The organism is Paraburkholderia sp. HD33-4 (assembly GCF_021390635.1).
Taxonomy (GTDB): Bacteria; Pseudomonadota; Gammaproteobacteria; order Burkholderiales; family Burkholderiaceae; genus Paraburkholderia.
In genome coordinates this window covers 149,809-173,569 of record NZ_JAJEJS010000004.1, presented here as the reverse complement: position 1 = coordinate 173,569, position 23,761 = coordinate 149,809, and the positions used below count along the sequence as shown (strand labels likewise).

At 56.5% G+C, this 23,761-nt stretch carries 17 protein-coding genes, 8 pseudogenes and 1 other annotated feature; of the genes and pseudogenes, 13 read left to right on the top strand and 12 right to left on the bottom strand.

What is annotated here, in order from left to right:
* The first annotated feature begins 6 nt into the window (after nucleotides 1-6).
* From L0U84_RS42710 to L0U84_RS42685, 6 genes and pseudogenes are all read left to right on the top strand, one after another.
* Nucleotides 7-702: a 2-dehydro-3-deoxy-6-phosphogalactonate aldolase gene (locus L0U84_RS42710; protein WP_233860144.1), complete on the top strand. Its 696-nt coding sequence runs from the start codon at nucleotides 7-9 to the stop codon at nucleotides 700-702.
* Nucleotides 703-1,058: 356 nt separating this feature from the next.
* Nucleotides 1,059-1,325, top strand: coding sequence for a hypothetical protein (locus L0U84_RS42705; RefSeq protein WP_233860143.1), 267 nt, complete (start codon nucleotides 1,059-1,061; stop codon nucleotides 1,323-1,325).
* Between the two features lie 103 nt (nucleotides 1,326-1,428).
* Nucleotides 1,429-1,659, top strand: a complete 231-nt coding sequence (locus L0U84_RS42700) for a hypothetical protein (RefSeq protein ID WP_233860142.1) — start codon at nucleotides 1,429-1,431, stop codon at nucleotides 1,657-1,659.
* Between the two features lie 207 nt (nucleotides 1,660-1,866).
* Nucleotides 1,867-2,027 (top strand): annotated as a pseudogene (locus L0U84_RS42695) (IS5/IS1182 family transposase); the annotation flags it as partial.
* A gap of 151 nt (nucleotides 2,028-2,178) precedes the next feature.
* Nucleotides 2,179-3,171 carry an IS5 family transposase gene (locus L0U84_RS42690; protein ID WP_233860386.1) on the top strand — a complete coding sequence of 331 codons (993 nt, stop codon included), beginning with the start codon at nucleotides 2,179-2,181 and terminating at the stop codon, nucleotides 3,169-3,171.
* Nucleotides 3,172-3,753: 582 nt separating this feature from the next.
* Nucleotides 3,754-4,938 carry a pyridoxal phosphate-dependent aminotransferase gene (locus tag L0U84_RS42685; RefSeq protein ID WP_233860141.1) on the top strand — a complete coding sequence of 395 codons (1,185 nt, stop codon included), beginning with the start codon at nucleotides 3,754-3,756 and terminating at the stop codon, nucleotides 4,936-4,938.
* Nucleotides 4,939-5,246: 308 nt separating this feature from the next.
* Here L0U84_RS42685 and L0U84_RS42680 read toward each other — a convergent pair.
* Nucleotides 5,247-6,479, bottom strand: a pseudogene (locus L0U84_RS42680) (IS3 family transposase).
* Nucleotides 6,085-6,201 (bottom strand) — a sequence feature (AL1L pseudoknot). Its footprint overlaps the pseudogene before it by 117 nt.
* Nucleotides 6,480-6,819: 340 nt before the next feature.
* Here L0U84_RS42680 and L0U84_RS42675 point away from each other — a divergent pair.
* The gene (locus tag L0U84_RS42675) at nucleotides 6,820-7,293 is read left to right on the top strand and encodes an Lrp/AsnC family transcriptional regulator (RefSeq protein ID WP_233860140.1); all 474 of its coding nucleotides are present in this window, start codon (nucleotides 6,820-6,822) and stop codon (nucleotides 7,291-7,293) included.
* Nucleotides 7,294-7,355: 62 nt separating this feature from the next.
* On the opposite strand, the gene L0U84_RS42670 is transcribed toward L0U84_RS42675, so the two are convergent.
* The 7 genes from L0U84_RS42670 to L0U84_RS42640 form a co-directional block, all read right to left on the bottom strand.
* Complete coding sequence (locus L0U84_RS42670; RefSeq protein WP_233860139.1) at nucleotides 7,356-8,072, bottom strand: ABC transporter ATP-binding protein; 717 nt, start codon at nucleotides 8,070-8,072, stop codon at nucleotides 7,356-7,358.
* A complete protein-coding gene (locus L0U84_RS42665; protein ID WP_233860138.1) occupies nucleotides 8,072-8,845 on the bottom strand; it encodes an ABC transporter ATP-binding protein in 774 nt (257 codons plus the stop codon). The genes L0U84_RS42670 and L0U84_RS42665 overlap by 1 nt, the downstream gene beginning before the upstream one ends.
* Before the next feature lie 18 nt (nucleotides 8,846-8,863).
* Nucleotides 8,864-10,033, bottom strand: a complete 1,170-nt coding sequence (locus L0U84_RS42660; protein WP_233860136.1) for an ABC transporter permease subunit — start codon at nucleotides 10,031-10,033, stop codon at nucleotides 8,864-8,866.
* 17 nt (nucleotides 10,034-10,050) lie between these two features.
* The gene (locus L0U84_RS42655; RefSeq protein ID WP_233860134.1) at nucleotides 10,051-11,001 is read right to left on the bottom strand and encodes a branched-chain amino acid ABC transporter permease; all 951 of its coding nucleotides are present in this window, start codon (nucleotides 10,999-11,001) and stop codon (nucleotides 10,051-10,053) included.
* A gap of 282 nt (nucleotides 11,002-11,283) precedes the next feature.
* Nucleotides 11,284-12,432, bottom strand: coding sequence for a branched-chain amino acid ABC transporter substrate-binding protein (locus tag L0U84_RS42650; protein ID WP_233860132.1), 1,149 nt, complete (start codon nucleotides 12,430-12,432; stop codon nucleotides 11,284-11,286).
* 840 nt (nucleotides 12,433-13,272) lie between these two features.
* Nucleotides 13,273-14,787: a xylulokinase gene (locus tag L0U84_RS42645; protein WP_233860130.1), complete on the bottom strand. Its 1,515-nt coding sequence runs from the start codon at nucleotides 14,785-14,787 to the stop codon at nucleotides 13,273-13,275.
* An 11-nt stretch (nucleotides 14,788-14,798) separates the two neighbouring features.
* Nucleotides 14,799-15,569, bottom strand: a complete 771-nt coding sequence (locus L0U84_RS42640) for an HpcH/HpaI aldolase family protein (protein WP_233860128.1) — start codon at nucleotides 15,567-15,569, stop codon at nucleotides 14,799-14,801.
* Between the two features lie 330 nt (nucleotides 15,570-15,899).
* Between L0U84_RS42640 and L0U84_RS42635 the strand changes: the two genes are divergently transcribed.
* The 4 genes and pseudogenes from L0U84_RS42635 to L0U84_RS42620 form a co-directional block, all read left to right on the top strand.
* Complete coding sequence (locus tag L0U84_RS42635; RefSeq protein WP_233860126.1) at nucleotides 15,900-16,574, top strand: FadR/GntR family transcriptional regulator; 675 nt, start codon at nucleotides 15,900-15,902, stop codon at nucleotides 16,572-16,574.
* A gap of 558 nt (nucleotides 16,575-17,132) precedes the next feature.
* Nucleotides 17,133-17,423, top strand: a pseudogene (locus L0U84_RS42630) (DDE-type integrase/transposase/recombinase); the annotation flags it as partial.
* Between the two features lie 542 nt (nucleotides 17,424-17,965).
* Nucleotides 17,966-19,603, top strand: coding sequence for a group II intron reverse transcriptase/maturase (gene ltrA / locus L0U84_RS42625; protein ID WP_233860124.1), 1,638 nt, complete (start codon nucleotides 17,966-17,968; stop codon nucleotides 19,601-19,603).
* 102 nt (nucleotides 19,604-19,705) lie between these two features.
* Nucleotides 19,706-19,912 (top strand): annotated as a pseudogene (locus L0U84_RS42620) (IS6 family transposase); the annotation flags it as partial.
* Nucleotides 19,913-19,968: 56 nt separating this feature from the next.
* Here the strand turns inward: L0U84_RS42620 and sdhB are convergent.
* Nucleotides 19,969-20,076, bottom strand: a pseudogene (gene sdhB, locus L0U84_RS42615) (succinate dehydrogenase iron-sulfur subunit); the annotation flags it as partial.
* Between sdhB and L0U84_RS42610 the strand changes: the two are divergent.
* Nucleotides 20,071-20,175, top strand: a pseudogene (locus L0U84_RS42610) (2Fe-2S iron-sulfur cluster-binding protein); the annotation flags it as partial. The pseudogenes sdhB and L0U84_RS42610 sit on opposite strands and share 6 nt — an antisense overlap.
* A gap of 11 nt (nucleotides 20,176-20,186) precedes the next feature.
* Nucleotides 20,187-20,291, top strand: a pseudogene (locus L0U84_RS42605) (IS6 family transposase); the annotation flags it as partial.
* Nucleotides 20,292-20,602: 311 nt separating this feature from the next.
* On the opposite strand, the pseudogene L0U84_RS42600 reads toward L0U84_RS42605, so the two are convergent.
* The 3 genes and pseudogenes from L0U84_RS42600 to L0U84_RS42590 form a co-directional block, all read right to left on the bottom strand.
* Nucleotides 20,603-20,833, bottom strand: a pseudogene (locus tag L0U84_RS42600) (IS110 family transposase); the annotation flags it as partial.
* 296 nt (nucleotides 20,834-21,129) lie between these two features.
* The gene (locus tag L0U84_RS42595; protein ID WP_233860122.1) at nucleotides 21,130-22,149 is read right to left on the bottom strand and encodes an IS110 family transposase; all 1,020 of its coding nucleotides are present in this window, start codon (nucleotides 22,147-22,149) and stop codon (nucleotides 21,130-21,132) included.
* Between the two features lie 365 nt (nucleotides 22,150-22,514).
* Complete coding sequence (locus tag L0U84_RS42590) at nucleotides 22,515-23,645, bottom strand: IS110 family transposase (protein ID WP_233860120.1); 1,131 nt, start codon at nucleotides 23,643-23,645, stop codon at nucleotides 22,515-22,517.
* Between the last annotated feature and the right edge of the window lie 116 nt (nucleotides 23,646-23,761).

The window sequence follows — 23,761 nt, the reverse complement described above, 5'->3', positions numbered from 1 at the left end:
CGGCACATGACAATTACCTCGCACAGGTCGAACAGTACGACACTGAAAACTCGTTTCGGATCTGCCTTGGAGAGATTTCCGTTGATTGCGATCCTTCGCGGGATCAGTCCAAGTGAGGCGGCCAGCCACGCAAATGTTCTGTATCAGGCTGGATTTCGGATCATCGAGGTGCCGCTCAATTCCCCGAGACCGCTCAACAGCATCGCGGCAATCAGAGGATCTCTTCCAAACGATACAATCGTTGGTGCTGGCACGGTTCTGAACCAATCGGAAGTGAAAGACGTAAAGGAGGCAGGTGGCGAACTCATTGTGATGCCTCACAGCGACAAAGATGTCATTGCTGCCGCGAAGAAGCTTGAGATGACCACGGCGGCAGGAGTGGCTACACCGAGCGAAGCTTTCGCAGCGCTCAAGCACGGTGCAGACGTTATCAAGATGTTTCCATTTGAACAGTTGGGAGGACCGGTGTTGAAGGCTTGGCGCAGCGTCATGCCATCCGGCGTCGCACTTATTCCAGTTGGCGGCATCGGTCCCGAGGACTTAGCTGATTTGACGTCTGTTGGAGCGACCGGTTTCGGTTTGGGGTCTGGTCTGTACAAGGCAGGGCAAGATCTCGAAACGACAAGGATGAGGGCACTCGCATATAGCGCGTCGCTACGCGAGTTAATTTTTCGGAAGGACGAGGAATCGAAGCCAGCGTGAGCCGATCTTGCGGTCGCCCCTTTCTCCGTACGGGCGGTCGTAAGCAAGAGCAGCCCAGATGGTTAACGTCGCGATATCGCTGGTGAATCACGCGGAGAGTGACGCTGGGCTAGCGGACCTCTCGTCATGCATCGAAATCCTGCGCGAGGACGACCTTCAATTCGACCATGTTCGATTTGCGCTGTCACTAGCACGGTCGGATGCCCCACTTGGTGTTGAAATCGAATGCGTAATTTTCGACGACGGCTCGCGCGTTACGATTTCATAGTAGCGCTCCGGAGAGACAACTCGACGGTCGGCGGTCGCGCCCGCGTGTAAGGTTCACTCCCGATAAAACAACCGATGGAGAATGGACCGTGAGCCAAGAGTTGACCTTCACATCGCCAACCGTTGTACCTGGTGACGGTGTGCGCTTTTCTGCGTACGTTGTTGAACGCGCATTTCACGCTCTCCTGCTGTCAGTTGACGCGGCGTGCTCCAAGTTGGGACCAGTAAACACCGAACCGCGGCAACTACTCCTCGCGCTCAACGTGAATCTGCCTCGCATCGCTCGCGCCATTGACGCCAAAAAGTTGCCCTCTGACGGACGCACCGTGGTGCTGCATGCAAGGGATTTTGTCTGACGTACCTGTCGCCAGCGCCAGCAAACACTGCGTATCGCGGCCATTGGGAGCACGGCGTCGGCGGACTCACGGCTCTGAGTTCGTCTGTCAAACTGCCGTCCCGATGTTCGACGATGATGCAGCTGTGGAAACATCAGACTTCGAGGTTGCAGTCAATCAGCTAGCTGCGGCGGCCGACTTGCTTGCAGCAGGTGTTCCGATAGACGAGCACATGAGCGCACATCGGATGCGAGCATTCTTCCGACTGCAACAAGGGCGCTCTAGCGAGCCCGATATTTGGCGAACAGCCGACGACGAATTCTTCAAGTCGACCGCTCTGCCGCGCTCACCATAGCCGGCCGCGAAACAGTGACGGATTTACCCGGTGGATGCAACACACTGGAGGCTGCGTGCGCAGTGGTAGTGCTGCAAATGAAACAGCGACGCTGGATTTACTACACTGAAGCCCGAAAGGCATTCATGTGGCACCGTAGGCAGAAACGGTGAATCTCTGCAGAGGATTGCGCAAGCTTTTGATCGGAACCACCTGTCAGTACCGAAACAATGGCTTGACTATGCCGTCAGTCAGCGCAAACGCAAATACAAATGCATCGACGATGCCCTTGGCTGGAGCATAGAGTCTGAAGGATTCGACCAGCGATGTATCGGATTCTGGAGCGAGTCGACCAGCCCTTTCTCCTGACTCAGCCGGCCTATAGCTAACGCACACGCGACGCTTGCCGTTCGCGCAGTACGAACGCGTAACAGGGAGAAGTCTCGACGCTAAGGAAACGCTGATTTATTCGGCTCGGTGGTCATCGCTGGCGTAGCTGAGGACGTTATAGGAGGCAACTCACGGAACAGACTCACAATGATGAAGAGGCAGATCGGCTTCGCGGAAGCGGAAGTTGCAGGCAAGAAGCGAGTGACGAGGCGCCAACGCTTCCTGGCCGAGATGGAGAAGGTCGTTCCGTGGCAGCGTTTGCTGTTGGCAATCGAGCCGCACTATCCGAAGGGCACGCGAGGCCGCCCGCCGATTGGCCTGGAGCGCATGCTTCGAATCTACTTCCTGCAACAGTGGTATGGACTTTCGGACGAAGGACTGGAGGACGCGCTGTATGACAGCATCGCGCTGCGAGCCTTTGCCGGCATCGATCTGGCAGTCGAGAACGTGCCTGATGCAACCACGCTGTTGAAGTTCCGGCGCCTGCTGATCGAACACGAACTGACACGGAAGTTGTTCGACGAGATTGGCATCTCGCTCTGCGAGCGTGGGCTGATGATGAAGGAAGGCACGCTGGTTGACGCGACGATCATTGAAGCGCCGCCGTCGACCAAGAACGCACGGAAGAGTCGTGCCCCGGAAATGCATCAAACGAAGAAGGGAAACGAATGGCACTTTGGGATGAAAGCCCACGTGGGAGTCGATGCCGATTCGGGCCTGATCCACAGTGTGGTTGGCACGGCGGCCAACGTGTCGGATGTATCGCAAGCGCATGCCCTACTGCACGGACATGAGGAGCAGGCGTTCGCCGATGCGGGCTACATTGGCGTAGATAAGCGCAAGGAAATGGCGGGCAAGACCGTGAAGTGGCACGTCGCTGCCAAGCGGGGAAAAATCAAGGCGATGCAAGAGGGAGTGCTGAAGGACCTGGTGATCGCGCTTGAGCGAACCAAGGCGCAGATCCGTTCGCGGGTTGAGCATCCGTTTCATATCGTCAAGAACCTGTTTCACCATCGCAAGACACGATACAAGGGCTTGGCCAAGAACACCGCGCAACTGTTCAGCCTGTTCGCTCTGGCGAATCTGGTGATTGCGCGAAATCTGTTGCGAGCGGTCCATGGGAGCAATCCGTCATGCGTATGAAAAATGCGACCAGGGAGGCTCGTTTACGCGTCCCATTCACCGAATTGAGCGTCGAATCGCTTCGTCATCCAGAAAATTCGACGCCATCTCGCCTACAACTTGGGCAGGTGGTCCATTGATCAGCGTTTCCCTAACAACACCTGAGTCACCGAGCTTTGCGCGTCAGTCATGTGGGATCCTCCATCACACTACTATTTCGAATGAGCGAGCGTGTCACGAAGGGATATTTGAACCGCCTGCCCGACGCAAAAGGATCAACCCACCTTCGACCCGTCAAATCCAGTGTGCTGTTTTCTGCTGAAGCCCTATTTTAGACCTGCGCAATCACAAGCCGAAATTGCGGACACTCTCGAAACAAACTTTCCAAAAATAGTACGACAATCCCGTCCATACGGCAAAACTTCCCGAGGCCTACCCGCTACCATTCTACATGCGAGCCGTAATTTCGGTGGCGGAAATGTCATCGCGAACACGAGCCACAGGTGTGATCGACAGCGCATTCGACATTCTCGTTGCTCTAATACACGGTCTCAAATCTCTGAATGGGGCGAGAATTCGCAAATATCGAAATAAGGATTCGTCATGAATAGCACTCCGATTGTTTCCGACTATCCTTCTACTGCGCGTGCAAAAGTACACGAGCTTCAATCATCCAAAATCCGGGAGATTGCAAACGCGGCTATGGGACGGCCCAACGTTCTTCCTTTCTGGTTTGGAGAACCTGATGTCCCGACATCTGACGAAGTATGCGCTGCGGCAATCAGGAGCCTTGAGGCGCGTGAAACGTTCTATGTGCAGACGCTCGGCCTACCGGAACTCCGCGAGCAGGTTGCGACCTACGTTAGCAACCTTCATAGTCCACGGTCAGTCGAGAATGTAGCCGTCACGGGATCTGGGACGTCCTCGCTGATGCTTGCGCTCCAATCTATCGTTGATGTGGGCGATCGTCTAGTTGCGGTTGTTCCGCTGTGGCCGAACTTGTTGGAAATGCCCCGGGTGTTGGGTGCGCACGTTACGACGGTTAGCCTTGATTTTTCTGCGGCAGGATGGCAACTAAATCTTGAAAGACTCATTGACGCCTTGATTCCTGGTACCAAGGCACTTCTTCTCAACTCGCCAGGAAATCCGACGGGATGGGTCTTGCTTCCCGAGGAGCGCAACGCCCTGCTAGAGCACTGCCGCAAGCATGGAATTTGGATTATTTCGGACGACGTATACGAGCGAATTTACTACGAAGGCAATGTTTCCCCGACGTTTCTTGATGTAGCCGACCCTGAAGATCGTGTCATAAGCTGCAACTCATTCTCGAAGGCATGGCGGATGACTGGCTGGCGCGTAGGCTGGATTGTGGTTCCCAAAACAATGGGAACCGACATCGGTAAGCTTATCGAGTTCAATAACGGCGGAGTTCCAGCATTTGTGCAACGCGGTGCCCTCCATGCAATGGCAAGAGGAGAAGCCGATGTTGCTAGTACTGTTGCACGACTTAAGACGTCTCGAGATCAACTCGCCGAAGGACTAGCCTCCATGCCGCGTGTTCAGACACCTCCGGCGGCTAAAGGGGCTATGTACACACTGTTCAAGGTTGACGGAATGACAGATAGCTTGGCGTTCGCGAAGGACTTGATCGATAAGGTGGGATTGGGCCTTGCACCCGGCTCTGCTTTTGGCGCTGAAGGCGAGGGTTACCTCAGGTGGTGTTTTGCAAGCAGTAAGCAACGAATTGACGATGGGCTCGACCGGTTCCGCCGTTACTTGATGACTTGATGCGATAAGGTCGTGAGTAAAACGAAACGGTTCTATGGATCTAAACATAATTAAGGTATTCTGCAATGCTGGATTCACAGACATCGTTTCACTTTCTGTGTCGCTGACTTTATTGTGGGCGAGTATGGTTTGCTCGAGTGAAGTCGGCCAACGCTCTTTCAGTTCGTCCTAGGCTCCCTCCACGTCTTCTGGCAGCGGCGTACTCTCGACCTTCTCCGCAAGGCGATCAATAGGAGTGCCCCCCTCCCAGAGAGCCGTGGGGGCGACGCCTGAACCGCCCCGGGAATCGCGGAGGCTGGTTGGTTTGTTTAAGTTGATACGGGCGCAGCAGCGGTACTACTGAGTTGCCTGTAGTAGTTGCCTCAGCTTCAGCGGGCGGGATATAGCCGAGCGGTTCCATGAGCCTATGATGGTTAAACTAGGCCACCCATTCCAGCGCCGCCAGTTCGACGGATTCTCGCGTGTGCACGGTGCACGACGATGAATCAGTTCGGCCTTGTACAGGCCGCTGATCGTTTCCGCCAGCGCGTTATCGTAGCTGTCTCCCCGGCTCCCGACCGACGGTTCGATACCTGCTTCGGCCAGCCGTTCGCTGTAGCGAATGCTGACGTATTGCGAACCCCGGTCGGAGTGGTAGATCAACGTCCCGTCATTTCCCGGCGGGCGAGCGTACAGCGCCTGTTCAGGTGCATCCAGAACAAAGTCCGTAGTCATCGACGAGCTGACGCGCCAGCCGACGATGCGGCGGGCGAACACGTCGATCACAAAGGCCACATACAGCCAGCCCTGCCACCTCGAAACGTACGTGAAATCAGAAACCCAGAGCTGGTTCGGACGGTCTGCCTTGAACTGACGGTTGACCCGGTCCAGCGGGCGCGGAGCCAACACCTTGGGAACGGTCGTGCGTACTCGCTTGCCGCTAATCACGCCGCACAATCCTTGTTGCCTCATCAGACGTTCGACAGTGCAACGTGCCACCATGATACCGTCCCGGTTCATCTGCTTCCAGACCTTGTCCGCGCCGTAGACCCGCATGTTGTCCTGCCAGACACGCTTGATCTGCGTCCGCAAAAGCTCATCACGTTTCGCGCGGGCACAGCGCCGCGACGGATCGCGAAGCTGTGCGGCATGACGTCGGTAGCCCGACGGGGCAATCCGCAGGACCTTGCAGGTCGGCTCGACCCCGAAGGTGTCGCGATGCTGATCGATAAAGGCCTTCAGGACTTCAAGCGGCGGTCGAGCTCCGCCTGGGCGAAAAATGCGCTCGCCAGCTTCAGGATCTCATTGGCAGGACGCAGTTCCTTGACCTCGCGCTCCAGTGCCTTGAGGCGTTCGCGTTCCGACGTGGTCGCGCCCTCGCGCTCGCCGCTATCGACCTCTTCTCGTTTGACCCACCCCAGCAATGTCTGGCTCTTGCAGCCGATCTTGGGGGCGATGGATTCGATTGCCGCCCACTATCACGGATATTCGCCGCGATGCTCCCGCACCATGCGGACGGCACGTTCCCGGACTTCAGCAGAAAATTTGTTCGACTTGTTCATGGCTCCATTTTCTCAAGAGTTGGAGCCTCCACCAAATCCGGGGCGGTTCATGTCTGAGCGCCCCGATCCTACGCGCCACCAGTGAGCGATCCCACACGCCTCGCGAGCGAGTCGACCGGCGGGACACCGTGCCAGATGCGTGATCAAGTCGTCACAGACGAACTGGTTATCCACGATGTCACCGGCTTGAGCGCCAACCGGTCAGCTGGAACACTCCTTTGCGATACAAGTCCATATGTCGTAGCATTCATCTTGGGGCCTCCGTTCCTAGCTCTCTTCCGCGGAGGAAGGACGGGATCCATTCTATCTTGTTGTACTTGCAAATCAGGAAGGTTCCGAAATGGATAGTTCCCTTTGTAACTTAGATCGCTTCGACCACGAGATCCTGCTGGCTCTACAGGCAGACGCCAGGCTATCGAGTGCCGAACTATCGGAGAAGGTCAATCTAACAACTTCGCCCTGCTGGCGCCGCGTCAAACGACTTGAATCGCTTGGCGTGATAACGGGATACCACGCCCGAGTCGACCTGAAGCGGCTTGGCTATGAAGTGACAGCATTGGTTATGGTCGCATTGCTTCAAAAGTCAACGGAGCAGATGAAAACATTCGAATCGGAGGTTTGTTGTTTGCCAGAAGTTGTGTCGTGCTACAACATATCCGGACCCTATGACTACCAACTTACAATCGTTGCCAAAACGCTTTCTTTAGCGGGCGAATTCCTGCGCCAGCATGTTAACGGCTGCGCAAGCGTCAAAGAAGTGTTCACGTCGTTCGTTGTAAATGAGGTAAAGGCTCCAGTATGTCCGCCTGCTTGAGGGAAACACGGGCGGTTCATAATATTTACCCGCTTATCGACTGACGTTTCGCCATTTGCAACTCACTCACCAAGATATGCGGCGCGCACTTTCGGATCATCAAGCATCTGCTTCGCGTCGCCCGACATCGTGACCAGACCCGAATCCATCACGTAGCCGCGGTTCGCCGCATGCAACGCGAGGCGCGCGTTCTGCTCGACCAGCATCACGGTGATGCCTTCCTTCGAGATCTCGCGCACCACTTCGAAGATCTTCTCGACCATGATCGGCGACAGACCCATCGACGGTTCGTCGAGCAGCAACAGCTTCGGCTTGCTGATGATCGCGCGCGCCATCGCCAGCATCTGCTGTTCTCCGCCCGAGAGCGTGCCGGCATACTGCGTCGCACGTTCCTTCAGGCGCGGGAAGAAGCCGAACATGCGATCGACGTCCGCCTTGATGCCATCCGTGTCGTTGCGCAGATACGCGCCCATCTGCATATTCTCGACGATCGACATGCGCGCAAAGATGCCGCGCCCTTCCGGCACCATCGCGAGACCGCGCTTGAGCAGTTCGTGTGCCGGGACGCCCTTGATCGACTGGCCCATGTATTCGATGTCGCCCGCCGAATACGGCTTCAGACCCGTGATGGCCTTCATCGTCGTGGTCTTGCCCGCACCGTTCGCGCCAATCAGCGTCACCAGTTCGCCCTGCGCGATTTCGAGGTCGATGCCCTTGACTGCCTGGATGCCGCCGTAATTGACCTGCAGGCCCTTGATTTTCAACATTGCCGTAACCATTAGTGGACCCCCGCACCCAGATAAGCTTCAATCACCTTCGGATCCTTCTGCACGTCTTGCGGCAGACCGTGCGCAATCACCTTGCCGTAGTCGAGCACCGTCATCTGGTTGCACAGACCCATAACGAGTTTCACGTCGTGTTCGATCAGCAGGATTGTCTTGCCGTCCGAGCGGATCTTGTCGAGCAGCTTGGTCAGCTCGACCTTTTCCGTTGCGTTCATGCCGGCAGCCGGTTCGTCCAGCGCGAGCAGTTTCGGATCCGTAGCCAGCGCGCGCGCGATTTCCAGACGGCGCTGGTGACCGTACGACAGATTGCGCGACGTATAGTCCGCGTACTGCGCAATGCCGACGTACTCCAGCAGTTCAATTGCGCGCTCCTTGATCTCGCGCTCTTCCTTGCGCTCGGCCGGCGTCTGGAACACTGCGCCCAGCAGGCCGTGCTTCGTGCGCACGTGACGGCCGACCATCACGTTTTCCAGAGCGGTCATCCCGCCGAACAGACGGATGTTCTGAAACGTACGCGCAATCCCCGCCTTCGCTACCTGGTAGACCGCAGTCGGCGTATAGTTATCTCCATCGAGCTTGAACGCGCCCGAATCCGGCGTATACAGGCCCGTGATCACGTTGAAGAAAGTCGTCTTGCCGGCGCCGTTCGGGCCGATCAGGCCGTAGATCTGGCCGGACTTGATTTCGAGGCCCACGTCGGACAGCGCCTGCAGGCCGCCGAAGCGCTTGTTGACGCCCTTGACGGACAGTCGAATGTTATCGCTCATAGTTATTCACCTCGTCCGTTAAGCCCGTACCGGCTTCTTGCTGCTACGCTTCGACAGTTTCGCGATCTTGTCTTCGTGCTTCGGCGACGGCCACAAGCCTTCCGAGCGGTACAGCATGATCAGCACCATCGCGAGTGCGTAGACCAGCTGACGGATCACTTCCGTGTCGACGATTTCATGGCCGAAGATCGCGTTTTGCAGCGGGCCCATCGTCGAACGCAGGAATTCCGGCAGCACCGCGAGCAGCACCGCGCCCAGAATCACGCCCGGAATGTGGCCCATACCGCCCAGCACCACGCACGCCAGCACCACGATCGACTCCGGCAGCGTGAACGATTCCGGCGACACGAAGCCCTGGAACGAACCGAACATCGCGCCCGACAGGCCGCCGAACGACGCGCCCATCGCGAAGGCCAGCAGCTTCACGTTGCGGGTGTTGATGCCCATGGCCTTGGCGGCGATTTCGTCTTCGCGGATCGCGGCCCATGCACGGCCGATACGCGAGTGCTGCAAACGCGTACACACCCAGATCACCAGCAGCGCGGCCAGCACGAACAGGTAGTAGTACGAGTACACCGACGGGAACTGGAGGCCGAACAGCGAGTGCGTCTGCGAGAGGCTGAAGCCGCCCACCTGCACCGGATCGATCCCCGTGATCCCCTTCGGGCCGTTGGTGATGTTCACCGGGCGGTCGAGGTTGTTCAGGAAGATCCGTACGATTTCCCCGAAGCCCAACGTCACGATGGCGAGGTAGTCGCCACGCAGACGCAACGTCGGTGCGCCGAGAATCACGCCGAAGAACGCGGCGACTCCCATCGCGCAGGGCACGATGATCAGGAACGGCACGTGCAGCCCGCCCGGCGCGAGATGCGTGATCCACTCGAACTGCGACGCGAGGTGCGGCGAGGAGAGCAGCGCGGACGTGTAGGCGCCGACCGCGTAGAACGCGATGTAGCCCAGATCCAGCAGGCCGGCAAAGCCGACCACCACGTTCAGGCCGAGCGCGAGCATCACGTACAGCATTGCGAAGTCGAGCACGCGGACCCAGTAGTTGCCGCCGGCCGCGCCGATGATCATCGGGGCCGCGATCACGAAGATGGCCGTGATGATGCCAACGGTCAGCGTCTTCGCCAGATTTTTCTCAGGGATGAGCGTCGTGGACGGCTCGATCGGTTGAATTGAGGTCATGTCTATTTCTCCCTGTATCAGGCGCGATCCGCAACGCGTTCGCCGAGCAGGCCCGACGGACGGAACACCAGCACGATGATCAGCACGATGAACGCAAACACGTCCTGATAGTTGCTGCCGAATACGCCACCCGTCAGGTTGCCGATGTAGCCGGCGCCCAACTGTTCGATCAGGCCGAGGATCACCCCGCCCACCATTGCGCCGCCGAGGTTGCCGATGCCGCCCAGTACCGCCGCGGTAAAGGCCTTCAGGCCGGGAATGAAGCCCATATAGAAGTGTGCGTTGCCGTATTCCGACGCGATCATCACGCCGGCCAGTGCGGCCAGCGCCGAGCCGATCATGAAGGTGGCCGAAATCACGAAGTTCGGATTCACGCCCATCAGGCTGGCGACGCCCGGATTCTCCGCGATCGCACGCATCGCGCGCCCGAGCTTGGTCTTGTGCACGAGCAGCAGCAGACCTGCCATCACCAGGAACGCCACCACGATGATCACGATTTCAGTCATCGAGATCACGGCGCCCGGCGTCGTGTCGGTGGCCTTGATCACGTTGATCGGGTCGGTGGGCAACAGCTGCGGGAACGGCAGCGGATTGCGCGACCAGATCATCATCGCGAGCGTCTGCAGCAGGATCGAGACACCGATCGCGGTGATCAGTGGCGCGAGACGCGGCGCGCGCCGCAACGGCCGGTAGGCCACGCGCTCGATCGTGTAGCCGACCACCGAGCAGACCACTGCTGCGATGAACAACGCGATGACGAGCGTCAGCGCATTGCCGAGGCCCGGAAAGTGGTTCTGCAGCACACCTATGGCGGAGAGCGCAACCATCGCGCCCACCATCAACACATCGCCGTGAGCGAAGTTGATGATGCCCAGAATGCCGTAAACCATGGTGTAGCCCAGTGCGATGATGGCGTAGACGCTGCCAAGCACCAGTCCGTTGAGGACCTGCTGGATGAAAATATCCATTTAATGCTCCTTAGCCCGCGCTTCTACCCGAAATTCAGATTTCCCAGCGACAAAGGAACTATTCGCATAGTGGCGGCGTCTTGTGTATGAAAGAAGGGAGTCATTGCACCCGGTTGAGCGCAAGGCCGCCAGGAAATCATGTAGCGATCTTGCACTCACTTCAGTCGAGGGTTCTCTTCTGAAAACTAGCCAGTTATGGACCGCCGGCAGTTCGTGCAAACATGTTTTATTTCTTCGATTGAGCACCAACGCGTATATTCGATCCCGACCGTACTGAGACACTTACATTTTAAGCACGTCGACAAGAGTCTTCTTCTTATCCTTAAACGTGTAAATCGAGATGCTGGTTTGTTTCAAATCTCCATTGGGAAAGAACGAAATATTCCCAATTACGCCACTGTACTGCGTCGATGGCATCTCCGCGAGAATCTTCGCAGGATCCGTTGAGCGTGCTCGCTTCATTGCGTCCACGACAACATAGACGGCGTCATACGCAAACGGCGCATAGCTCAAAATCGGTTGTTTAAACTTCTCCTCGAATTTCCTCTTGAACTCCTTCCCACCGGGCATCATGTCCAAGGGTAGGCCTGCTTCGGAACACGTTAGATTCTTCGACGCATCCCCAGTGCTCTCCCCCATTGTTTCCATACACATTCCATCGCCAGAAAGAATCTTTGCGCGAAGCCCCAGTTGCGCCGCCTGCTTCACCATGAGCATACCGGACGCATCACTGCCTCCATACATGATTACGTCCGGATTCTCGCCCTTTATCTTCGTAAGGATGCCTCTAAAATCAAGGGTTTTGTCCGTGGAAGCATCTCTGGAGACCACCTTGATATCGTGGATCTTGGCAGATTTCGCAACTTGGTCGGCCAAGCCTTGTCCATATGCGGTTGCATCGTCAATGATCGCCATTGTCTTTGCTCCCATATGTTTCGCGGCATATTCAGCCAGCGCCGGGCCCTGCTGAGCATCGGTTCCGATCATTCGGTAGGTTGTCTTGAAACCTTGCTGAGTGTATGCAGGATTGGTCGCCGAGGGTGAAATCTCGATAATGCCCGCGTCTCGGTAGATTTGTGACGCGGCTATTGAGGTGCCGGAGGACTGGTGGCCAATAACCGCAACCACCTTTTCGTCGACGAGCATTTGTGCGATCTGTGTCGCTGTTCGTGGGTCCTGGGCGTCGTCCTCCTGAAGGAGATCAAGAACAACCTTTTTCCCGCCAACGACAAGGCCCTTTGCGTTGATTTCTTCAACGGCCAATTTGGCGCCATTTTCCGAATCCCGGCCTTGGTGAGCTACCCCCCCGGTCAGCGGAGCAGCGGCACCCAACTTCACGGTCACGGTCTCTTGAGCACAGACAAGCGACGAGGCATCAATAATCAGTGACAGCAACAAAATCGATGTGTTTCTTACGGCACAATTCTTCATGACGAAACTCCGATAGGTATCTAGTTTACTCCGCTAGCAGCGTTCAAATGCACTAATTCTCCATGGGTTTTCGCTGTGGACAAATTTGATGAATCAGGTCCGTAGTCAGATAGCGGGCTGACCCGTACTCCAGACCGGAAATATCGGATTGACTAGGAGCGACCGCGCACTCGCGTTCTAACCCACGTTTCTATGACGATAGTAGTCGTCTATGCACATGAAGCAGCTTTACACCCTGCAGCCAGTCAGTGATCGGAAGCCGGGTCATTTTCCCAACTTCAGATTCCCTTCCCCGCAAAATTCCGACTCCATTTTGAATAAAAGGGTTTCCAAGCCCGCGTCAAAAATATCTTGCGCGAGGGAAAACGAAGTCAACGACACACCCGTTGACCGGGGCCCTTGGTGCCAGCAACTGGTATTTATTTCATCGTCCCATCCCCTCTCCTAAGATAGACATCCACACCACTAGACGAGCCTACTTGCAGTCCTATGATCAGGCAAATGCGACGGACGTTCGCCAGGGGACTGCTGGGTGCAACCTGTGAGCCGAGTAATCGCAGAGTGCAGCGGCGCCCGGACCGCCTCTTTGCCGACCTATCCGGACATAGAAACCAGCGCGCAATAGGTCTACGGTGTATCGAGCGTTTCCCATCAATGTGAAGACTATATGTGGACGAATTTGCGAAGCTTTGCCCATTTGGACCCTGCAAGCGCCTCGCAGCGACAAAAATTCCAGTAAGCCACTGTTTCGACGAAACATCTATTTCGACCGCTTGAGACAAACATACGTATCGGCTTTATTCACGGCACTAGCTAGTTTGGACGGACACGAGCCGTTGATTAAGGCTGTCGTCGGATGAAGTGGGCAACAGCAGAAATGTGCTGCTGCGCGAAACGGTAGCGCTCGAACTCGTCCTGGAAGAACGACTTGAGCGACGCGTTCGGCAACACCCGCGTATCAACCTTCGAAGTCAACACATCGTGAGGAACCTCCGCGAAACCTTCAAACAAGCCCAAACCGACTAATGAATAAAGCGCAGCGCCAGCAGAGGAGTCGGCGTGAGATATAGGGGTGACTGGGCAGTCAAAGACGTTGGCAACGGTTTGTGTCCACAGATCGCTGTGAGCGCCGCCCCCTACGATCTTGACCTCATCGAGATGCACGCCTTCGGCCTCTAGCACTCTCGCGGCATCGCGCAATGAATAGGCGGTTCCTTCATAGACGGCTCGGGCCATGTCACTTTTTGTTGAGTGCAGGCTAAGACCGGTAAACGAGGCTCGCAACTCACCGTCCCAATACGGACAGCGCTCACCTGAGAGATACGGATGAAACATCACGCCGCTGGAACCAGGTGACGACTTCGCAGCCAGAACGGACCATTCATTGAAATCGGGAATCTCCTTCTCTGACGTTAGCGATCTGCGCGCCCACGCAACGGCCGACGCACAAGTATTTGTGCCTGCTTGTGACAGCCAAAAGGGTCCATCACAGTACGGATAAGAGATCAGATTGCGCCTGGCTAGGGCCGGGTCGGCAATTACATGAATGCCGCCCGCACTTGCCAAGCGGATAACAAACTGACTGGAAGTGCGGACACCTGCGGCAAACGTCTCTGCGGTGCTATCCATCGACCCGTTGAAGACACGGGCTTTCTCCGAGATGCCAAGGATCTGCGCACCCCAGTTGGTGATCGTCCCAATCTCATCCCCGGTCGGCACAATCTCAGGAAGGACGGAAACGTCAAGATCGATCAGATCACAAAGCTGCTTTGACCATGTCCCGTGATCGACATCCATTAGCATCGCAGATACCGCAGCCGACGGATCAGTGACCATCCTTCCGGTCAACAGAAAGCCAATATAGTCCTTTGACAGAAGAACATAGCGAGTCTCGCGCATTACCTGTGGCTCTTTTTTCCGAAGCCACGCGAGATGCGCCAGCGACCACGTCGACGTTGGCCAATTGTTCGAGAGACGCAAGACTTCGTCACCGGCGTTGTCCGCTATTTCTTTGGCCTCGCGGGCGGAACGCTGATCGCTCCATAGAATCGCATTCCTCAATACTTTCTTTTCTGAATCGAGCAATACTGCGATGTGTGCCGCGCTCGTGATCGCCAGGCCCCTTGCATTTTTTCCCATAAGCCCAAGGCTCGAGACCAGCTTTTTCGACGCTTTGCCGAGGGCCGCAATCCAATGAGAAGGGTCCTGTTCAGCCCACGATGGTTGGGGAAAAACAGTCGGGTAAGACTCGGTTTCGGTACCAAGGATTCGCCCGGACACGTCCAGGGCACATACTTTGCACGAACTCGAGCCCAGGTCTAGCCCTAGGACAAAGGCTTCAGATGCACGATCCATGGGAGTGGGTCTCACGCTTTGCTCTGAGTGGTTCGCTTCATTGCTTTGAGAAGTGAAGCAGAGAGGTCGCCGCCAGCTTTCTTGAGCAGGCCCTGATCATGGCTGATTAAATAGAAAGCCGGGGCAAGCTCTTCCACCGTGGCGATGTCAGAGACTTCGCCGATTGCGGTACCAACGGGTACATTCGCCTTTCTCCCTGCATTGATGACTTTTGCTAGTGCCTGTTTAATCTCAGGACCATTGCGCTCACATCCCATGTCGTAGGCAAGGTCCGAGGTCCCGATTAGGCACATGCCCACTCCGGGGACTGCCAGAATTTCGGCCGCGTTTTGCACCGCCTCCTGAGTTTCAATCATGACAACCAGCAAGATTTGATTGTTCGCGTGTGTGGCGTAGTCGTCCCCAAAAATAATGGGGGCCGAACCGCCTTTGGAGCGCTTGCCATCGGGCGCATAAAACGCTGCACGTACCGCCCTCTCCGCATCGTCTCGGGAGTTGATCATCGGCACCACAACGCCCAAAACCCCTGCGTCCAAAAGATCATTGATCGCCCCCGGTGCGTTATCCGCAACGCGTCCCAATGGAACTGTGCCTGTCGCTGCGATAGCGCGGACGCTATCGGTCGCCGACGCTTTATTGAACTCGCCGTGCTGCAAATCGACCATCAGGAAGTCAAAATTCGACCGCGCAAGGATTTCGGTCACCCGCGTCGAACCGCACATCAGGGTGATGCCCGCAAAGGGCGTTTTGTCGGAAAGCAGGTCGAGCAGCTTGTTTTTCATCGCAAAATCCTCTTGTCGCCAAATAGCTGTTATTTGGCGACAAATTAGAACATGCAGGAATGTACGTCAACTCAGTACTAACCCTGTAGTCGACTATGTGTGGTCCCGCGATCCGCTGTAAGCTATGATTTTGCGTCAACAGGCCGATTGGCCTATCAGTTGGACTACCTGCACCACAGGCCAGCCGGCTTGCAGCAAGATCAATTCGCTTATACGAAGAAGCAGCCTCACCCAATCCAGCAAGTGCCCCAAGCAACGCTTAGATACAGTTGGATCAGCTACGCAAGGGCTTTGCCGGCTAATTATCGTGGTTTCGTGATGGAAACAAGTATGGAAGACACCTTGGACGACGTCGATCTTCTTACAAAGTTGAAGAGGCATTTGATCGGCGCAGGGCTCAAACCGGGTGACAAGATCGAGACCGAGACGGAACTCGCGGCTCGCTTTGGTGTTTCGCGGCACCACGTGCGTCAAGTGCTCGCAGTGATGGTCCAAGCCGGGATACTTGATCGGGCTCCAAGGCGCGGCACCGTGATTCGCGATTTCGATTCTGTCACGCTCAGCGACCACATCCGCTTTCAATTCGAAGTCGCTCAGTTTGACATTGCAGAATTCAAAGAAGCGCGGGCCGTCATTGAACGAGCAATAATACCCTTGGTGGTGCGAAGAATTACTCCAGCACAATTAGACAAAGTCGAAGAAACGATCGAAAAGATGTTAGAGAACGTGGATCACCCGGAGGTCGCGGATTCTTACGATCTAGCCTTCCATCTCTCGCTCCTTGAAGCGTCCGGCAATCACGTGCTACAAGCATTCTCCGGAGTCTTATCAACTCTTTTCAAGAGTGCTGATTATCGCCGCAGATATTGGAATCAAGAACGAATTCTCAGGATCGCGGCGGAGCACCGTGCGTTATTGGACGCAATCAGGATGGGCGACACCGCAGCGGCCATAGCGGCGCTCGATAACCACCTCAAGTCGTCGCAGATTGGTATTTCCAGCTAGGACCGAAGGCCACGAAGTACAGTACCTGGTTCTGTTGCAATAAGGCGGTCCGCTATGATGTGTGGCGTTGTCAGTTCGTGAATCGCTGAGTCGCCGACCGTTCTGAACGACCAAGTCACAGACTGTAGAGAGGGCAAGAGACTGCGCAGTTCTGAGAGACCGAGCGTCGTTCCGTGAGCTAGCGACCGCAGCGGAGGGGGTTACCGGGTGTTGCGTGCACCTCGCGCAGCGCGAGTCGGAGCCACGTTCCGACGATGGGCGCGATACGCAGATGACGCCGCGCGTGCGCCTCGATCGGACCGAATGCGATGTCTGTCTCTTTGCGGTAGTCCATTGAATTCAGCCGGAGTCTCCCACCTATTCTTTGTGCCAGTGATCGCCGTCCATGATCAACTTCATTTGCATCTTCATGTGGTCCTGACCTTGAACGGTTCTGTCGCAGCAAGACAGTCTGATATGCTGAAGCTATGAAAATCTGAAGCGGCGAGAGCGATGAAGGAAGGTCTGAACGTGACACTCCGGCGGGTGCTCAAACGCCTGCATTATCCGCTGGACGGGCGATACTTGTACCGGGCCGTGGACAAGGACGGCGCCACGGTAGATTTCCTGCTGCGCGCTCATCGTGACAAGGTCGCGGCGCGCCGGTACTTCGAGAAGGCGATCAGGCACAACGGCGAGCCCGGTACGGTAACCATCGACAAAAGCGGAGCCAACCTGGCGGCGCTCGAGAGCATTAACGCCGGCCGGGAGCAGCCCATCAAGGTTCGTCAGGCGAAGTACCTGAACAACATCGTGGAAGTGCGACACGAAGTCGCTTACAGAAGTTGTTCGCCCCTCTCGCCGTATAGAAGGAGTGAACCACCGGTGTCACCCGGTGAATCTAGGAGCCTGAATCAAGAGCGGCTCTGACAACGTAACGAAGCGCCGTAAGGTGCGGGGTATCAATCGCGAGAGGCGTACCCTTCTGGCAGCCATAAGCCGGATGAGTGCCAGATAGTCGGTATGGTGAAAACATTTGAATCTGCAATAGGGTCGTTATGTTGAACGAGCGGAAATGGCTAATACGCTCGAACCAAAACGGTACCGGAGGTGGGAACAGCGTCTTTCGATTACGCGTTCGTGACCCATATACCTCCCGGCCCAGAGCAGGCACCTAACCCGGCGTACTTCCATAAGCGGAACGTGGAAATCCCGTATCGCTCCCTTCGGGGACAGCAGGCTGCGAGGTCTGCCCATGGCGGTGCGGGCACAGGATTGGGGAAAAAGCGAATGCCCGGCTGTAATGGACGGGATACGGGTTGCAACATCACCCGACGCGAAAGCGGGCAGACTTCCTCGTGGTCTCTCCTCACCAGAGAGTTTGCAGAACCATCTATACGGAAGGAAAGCAAATGAGTGCAGCAACACGGGCGCGTGCACCTTCTGGCGTGACGTGGGACGGCATCAATTGGGCCGATGTTCAACGTCAGGTAAGAAGGCTGCAGTCGCGTATGGTGAAGGCGGTACAGGCCGGCCGCCATAACAGGGTGAAAGCCCTGCAATGGCTGCTGACCCACTCGTTCAGCGGCCGTGCACTCGCCGTGAAGCGGGTGACTGAAAACAAAGGCAGGAATACCCCCGGTGTGGACAAGGTAACGTGGAAAACACCGGCGGCAAAGGCCAACGCGATTGTGTCGTTGAAGAGGCGGGGATACTCGCCCCTTCCGCTTCGGAGAGTGTTGATTCCGAAGAAAAACGGCAAGACGAGGCCGCTCGGCATACCCGTGATGCGCTGCAGGGCGATGCAGGCGTTGCATCTGCTTGCTCTGGAGCCGGTTGCAGAAACCACTGCCGACCCGAACTCTTATGGGTTCAGGCCGGAACGCTCAACTGCTGACGCGGGAGGACAATGCTTCATCTCCCTGGCGAAAAAGGCGAGTGCGGAATGGGTGCTGGAGGCCGACATCCAAGGCTGTTTCGACAAAATTTCCCACGACTGGATGGTCGCCAATATCCCTACGGACAAGGTGATCCTAAAGAAGTGGCTCAAAGCGGGCTACGTGTATCAAAACGAACTCTTCCCCACTGACGCCGGCACCCCGCAAGGGGGAATCATCTCACCGGTGGCAGCCAACATGACGCTTGATGGCCTCGAAGCGATGCTCGCGGAGAGATTCCCGCGAGCCCGGCAGAGAGGACTGAAAGTGAACATGGTGCGTTACGCGGACGATTTCATTATCACCGGCCGTTCGAAAGAGTGGCTGGAACATGAGGTCAGGCCGGCAGTAACAGAATTTCTGGCGAAACGCGGGCTGGTCCTGTCGCCAGAAAAGACCAGGATAACGCACATCAAGGACGGGTTTGATTTCCTCGGATGGAACATTCGCAAGTACAACGGAAAGCTCTTGATGAAACCGTCGAAAGCGAACGTCAAAGCACATCTTGACAAAGTCCGTGAAATCATCAAGGCCAACAAGACGGCTAAACAGGCGAACCTGATAAGGCTGCTCAATCCTGTTTTGCGAGGATGGGCGAATTACCACAGCCATGCAGTCGCCAAGAAAGCCTTCAATCGGGTCGATCACGAGGTCTGGTCAATGCTATGGCGATGGGCGGCAAGACGGCACCCTAACAAAGGCGCCCGATGGATAAAAATCAAATACTTCAAGGCCAAGGGTCTCCGGGACTGGGTATTTGCCGCCACAGAAAAAGAAGAGGATGGCACGACAAGAGAGGTCACCTTGCTGAAGGCCTCGGACACGCCGATAAAACGGCATGTCAAGATCAAGGCGGGCGCCAATCCGCACGATCCTCAATGGGCGCGGTACTTCGAATCCCGATCGGGCCAGAAGATGCTGAACTCAGCGCGAGGTCGCCGTAAGCTGTACCGTGTATGGCTAAGGCAAGATGGCATGTGTTCCAACTGTCAGCAGCCCCTCACATTGGACACCCGCTGGGATGTCACGCATATTGTGAAGCGAACCGACGGCGGGACGGATGCAGCAAGCAACCTTCAAGTGCACCATCTCAGTTGCCGTAGAAATCCGTAATACGCCTGAAAAAGCAGTTGCACCACCGGGTGTCGATAGATGCCTTTGTAGAGGCTTGAGCCGTATGCTCCTAAAGGCGCACGTACGGTTCTTAGGGGGCCGTATCGCAGCAATGCGGTACGGCTACCCGACCAGGATCATCGGGCGGTCGAACGCCGGACGCGACCCATGATGGGCTTCAAGGATTTCCAATGTGCTCGCATTCTGCTCGGAGGCATAGAGTTGATGCATATGATCGCCAAGGGGCAAATGCAGACCGACGGTCTGAACCAGACACCTGCCAACCAATTTTACTCGCTTGCCAAATAAGGAATCCTATTTGCTAAGGAGCGCCGCTCCTCGCAACTCCTTATTGCGACAAAACCATTCATGATCGTGCGGCAGCGGAAAAGTCGGTACATGTCCTCGAGATTCGTGAGCCTCGCGCCGGTGCCCTGGTCGCGCGAATCCGCAATGAACCGGTACGCCTGAACATCAACGGCAAGAATGGACTCGCGTGTCTGACCAAGATGCAGGAATTGCCGAAGCACATCGCGCTGCGTCCGCTGCCGGGCTTGCCGGTGATTGGTGACTCCAAGATTGGCGGGCCTATCTACTGCGCGCCTCACTCTATCGCAAACAACTCGCCGCACGCTTCGACGTGTGGCATCGCTTCACTGAGATTACCCGAGATCCGTCCGCTTTCTGAGCAAAGGCGCGTCCTCTTCGCTATTGCGTCGCAAACGCTTTAACGTGACAATCTATGGTCACCCCCGTTTTTGCAACCTCGATTTTCGAAGTGGTGATGGCTTGCTTCAATCTATCCGGCGTCCTTGTGGAGATAGCTCTCCGCGCCACGATGAGAGTCGCGCCTGACAATCCTAAAAACGCCGGCGGCTTCGCAAGCCATGTCACGTTACAGGTTGTTTGTCGGGCCGGTGTGCCGTTCACGTCATCAAATTTCAACGGTCGCAAAACCAGGTGGTCAGACTTCGGTATGGCAGAATCCTGGCACTGCATTCAGGCCGGCATCGCGGCCAGTCCCTGATCAAATTCCGTGTGGTGAACGGCGAGCGCCCAGGCGGTGCGGGCAAGCTTGTTCGCAAGCGCGCAGGCAACGACGTTCGAATGACGTCGCATCAGCATGGCACGAGTCCACTCGGCCAGGCGGCCGGTTTGTCGCTCCAGTCGCATCATGTAGGATCTCGCGCATTGGACTAGCAACCTGCGCACACTCTTGTCCCCTCGCTGATATGACTTTTATATGAACACCTCCCTTTTGCGAGGCTATTGTGTGCTCCGACGTCACCTAGGTTTGGCTGCGGCTTTATATTCGGCCTCGTTGCAGCCTGACAGGCTGCGGGCCCCGATGAAATCCGCTGACTTGCCCCTCATTTCCCGTAAGAGCTCGACGCTCCGAGTCATATGCAGGTTTAGCAAGTCACGGTCTAACCTGGCTCGTCATCACACTCAATTGCCAACGCAACCTTTCTGTTCGAGTTGTCTTCCCATAGTGGAGGCGCTCTCCGTGTGGTCTGGGGCGCGGTTCACGCAGGTTTCACGCTCATGAAGCCCGCTTCGTATGGCCGATCATGGGCAAGTATCGCCCAGATTGTCCGGGCCATCTTGTTTGCCAACGCTACAAGTACTACGTTGGGCGGTCGCCGCTTCCCGAGACGTTCGACCCACGCTCCTGGGTCCTTCGAGTTATAGAGCACCCCGCGAGCGCCGTGAATCAGAAGGGTTCGCAGATAGGTATCGCCCCTCTTGCTGATTCCCAGCAGGACCACCTTGCCGCCGGAGCCCGTTTGTCGGGGTACCAAGCCGAGCCAGGCCGCGAATTCGCGGCCTGATCTGAACGACTTTGGGTCTCCCATGGTCGCAACCGCCGCGGTCGCCGTGAGCAGGCCTACGCCGGGTATGGCAGCAATGCTCTTGCTCGCCTTGTCCTCTTTCATCCACGCCCGCAAACGTCGCTCGATCGTGGCAATCTGTTCATCAAGTTTGTTCAAGCCGTTCCACTGCTCTCTGAGTGTGTCGATCAGTACTGCCGGCAATCGCTCGGCGACTGTTGCCAGCACCATTGGCATGGCCTTATCGAGCGCACAGCGACCTTTTCCCATCACCTCGCCGTATTCGGCGAGCAAACCCCGCAGACAGTTCACTTGCATTGTGCGGAACTTGACTAGTTGTTGCCGCATGCGATGCAGCGCCAGCACGGCCTGCTGACCTTCGGTCTTCACGGAAACCGCTTTCCCCGGCTGCTGCACTGCAAGCCAGATGGCACGCGCATCGGCCGGGTCGCTTTTGTTGCCGATATTGAAGGCTTTAACGAATCTGGCCGCCATCAGCTTCACCTGGTGACCCATCTTCGCAAGCTGTCTCGCCCAGTGGTGCGCTCCGCCACATGCCTCCATACCGATCAAACAAGGTTCTCGGTTTGCGAAATGCTCGAGGAACTTTGCTCGCTTGACACGTTTGCTGACGATCTCACCGGAATTCGGGTCGATCCAGTGCACCTGAAAGATGTTTTTGGCAATGTCCACTCCCACTGGCGTGAGTTTCATAACATCCTCCGATTGATGATCGGTTACCGTCGCAAGAATCCACCGCGCTTCGTAGCTTCGACGGTAGGTGGGAGGCGTTCATTCCATTTCCCGGTGTCAATCGGGATCGATTTTTCAAGATCTCTTTCATGGTTAGAGCAAATTTCCTGAGGGCGGCGTAGCAGTAAATCTCGACGGTGGATCAAGCTGATATTCGCGGGTTGGTTACCGCATTACAGAGGTCCGTCTCATGAGCCTGCCGCTTCCTTACTACGCAAGTCGACTTATGCCGTTGCCAAACGAGGTCGCGGATTACTCGAATACCGGGCTGCGCCGCCTTCAGGAAACTCTTGATATCTGTATTTTTCTACCGTACTCCCCTTCGTTCAGACCGCTTGCCCGTCAGGCGGCAGAGCGAGCGACATACCCAGTCGACCGACGTCCCAGATGAAGCCGGCCAGCTCACGGGCAACAGCAATAATGGCGACATGCGCGGTTTTCCCTCTGGTGACGAGCTTGCGATACCGTCGGCACAGCCTTAGCTGCGCGTCCCAGGCACGATCAACTATTGGCTTGGGTAGACTTTCATGCCGGCGCTGGATGTCGATGCTTACACGTGCAGGATGCCGGTAGCTCCATGCGGATTCAACCAGCAGCTTACGTGCGTAGCTGTTGCCGGTCTTGGTAATGCTTCCCTGCCGTCTTTTTCCACCTGAGGAATGCTCAGAAGGCGTTACTCCAATCCACGCCATCAGTTGTCGGGGATGTTCGAAGCGTCTCAGATCGCCAAGTTCGGACACGAGACCAATTGCCGACGTGAAGTTGATCCCACGCATGGCCTGCAAGGCAAGTACGACCGGATAAAACCGCCAGCTAATCACGGCTTCGCGTAATGCCTGCTCAAGCCGCTCGCATTGCGCGAGCCGGTCCTCGATCGTGCGCCGGTGTTCATTGAACGCCAGTTGCTGCCAGGCACTGTCAAACGAGAATGTACTAACCCAACGTCTGTGCGTCGGCCCCCAGTTGGGCCGCCCGAGATAATGGACGCCGTGGGCGAGGAGAAACGATTTGAGCCGGCAGCGTGCTGCTTTCAGGTCTTCCCTAGCAGCCGACCAGGCGCGGGCCAGATCGCGAAACGCTTCGTCTTCAACCGTCGGTACATGTACGGCCGACAGATCGCCAGCGCGCAGCGAGCGTACCAGCTTGATCGCGTCGCGGCGATCTGTCTTAACGCGATCACCCGGCTTGCGTGGAATGAGCGATGGAGCGCAAACCATGCAGTCGAAACCTTTATCCAACAATCGTCTGTACAGGCCGTAGCCGCAAGGGCCAGCCTCATAGACAAAACGGATGTGCCGCGCCTTCGACTGCAGCTTTTTGCAGAGCCGGTCAACGTCAATGTGCATTGTGCCGATCTTGCCGAACAGTTCCACTTCGGCCATCCCGATCGAGTAGGCAACCGTAATCGAATCCTTATGCACATCCAACCCCACGTACAACGTGTTACCGTCTTCCATGCTAGCCTCCGTGCCGGAACGAGACCGTTGAATGGCGGTTCCGTCGCCACTCAATGCGGCTCTGGCAGCAATGCTAACCCGCGCTTATATCCGCACGGCGGCTAGCCTCGCCTCAC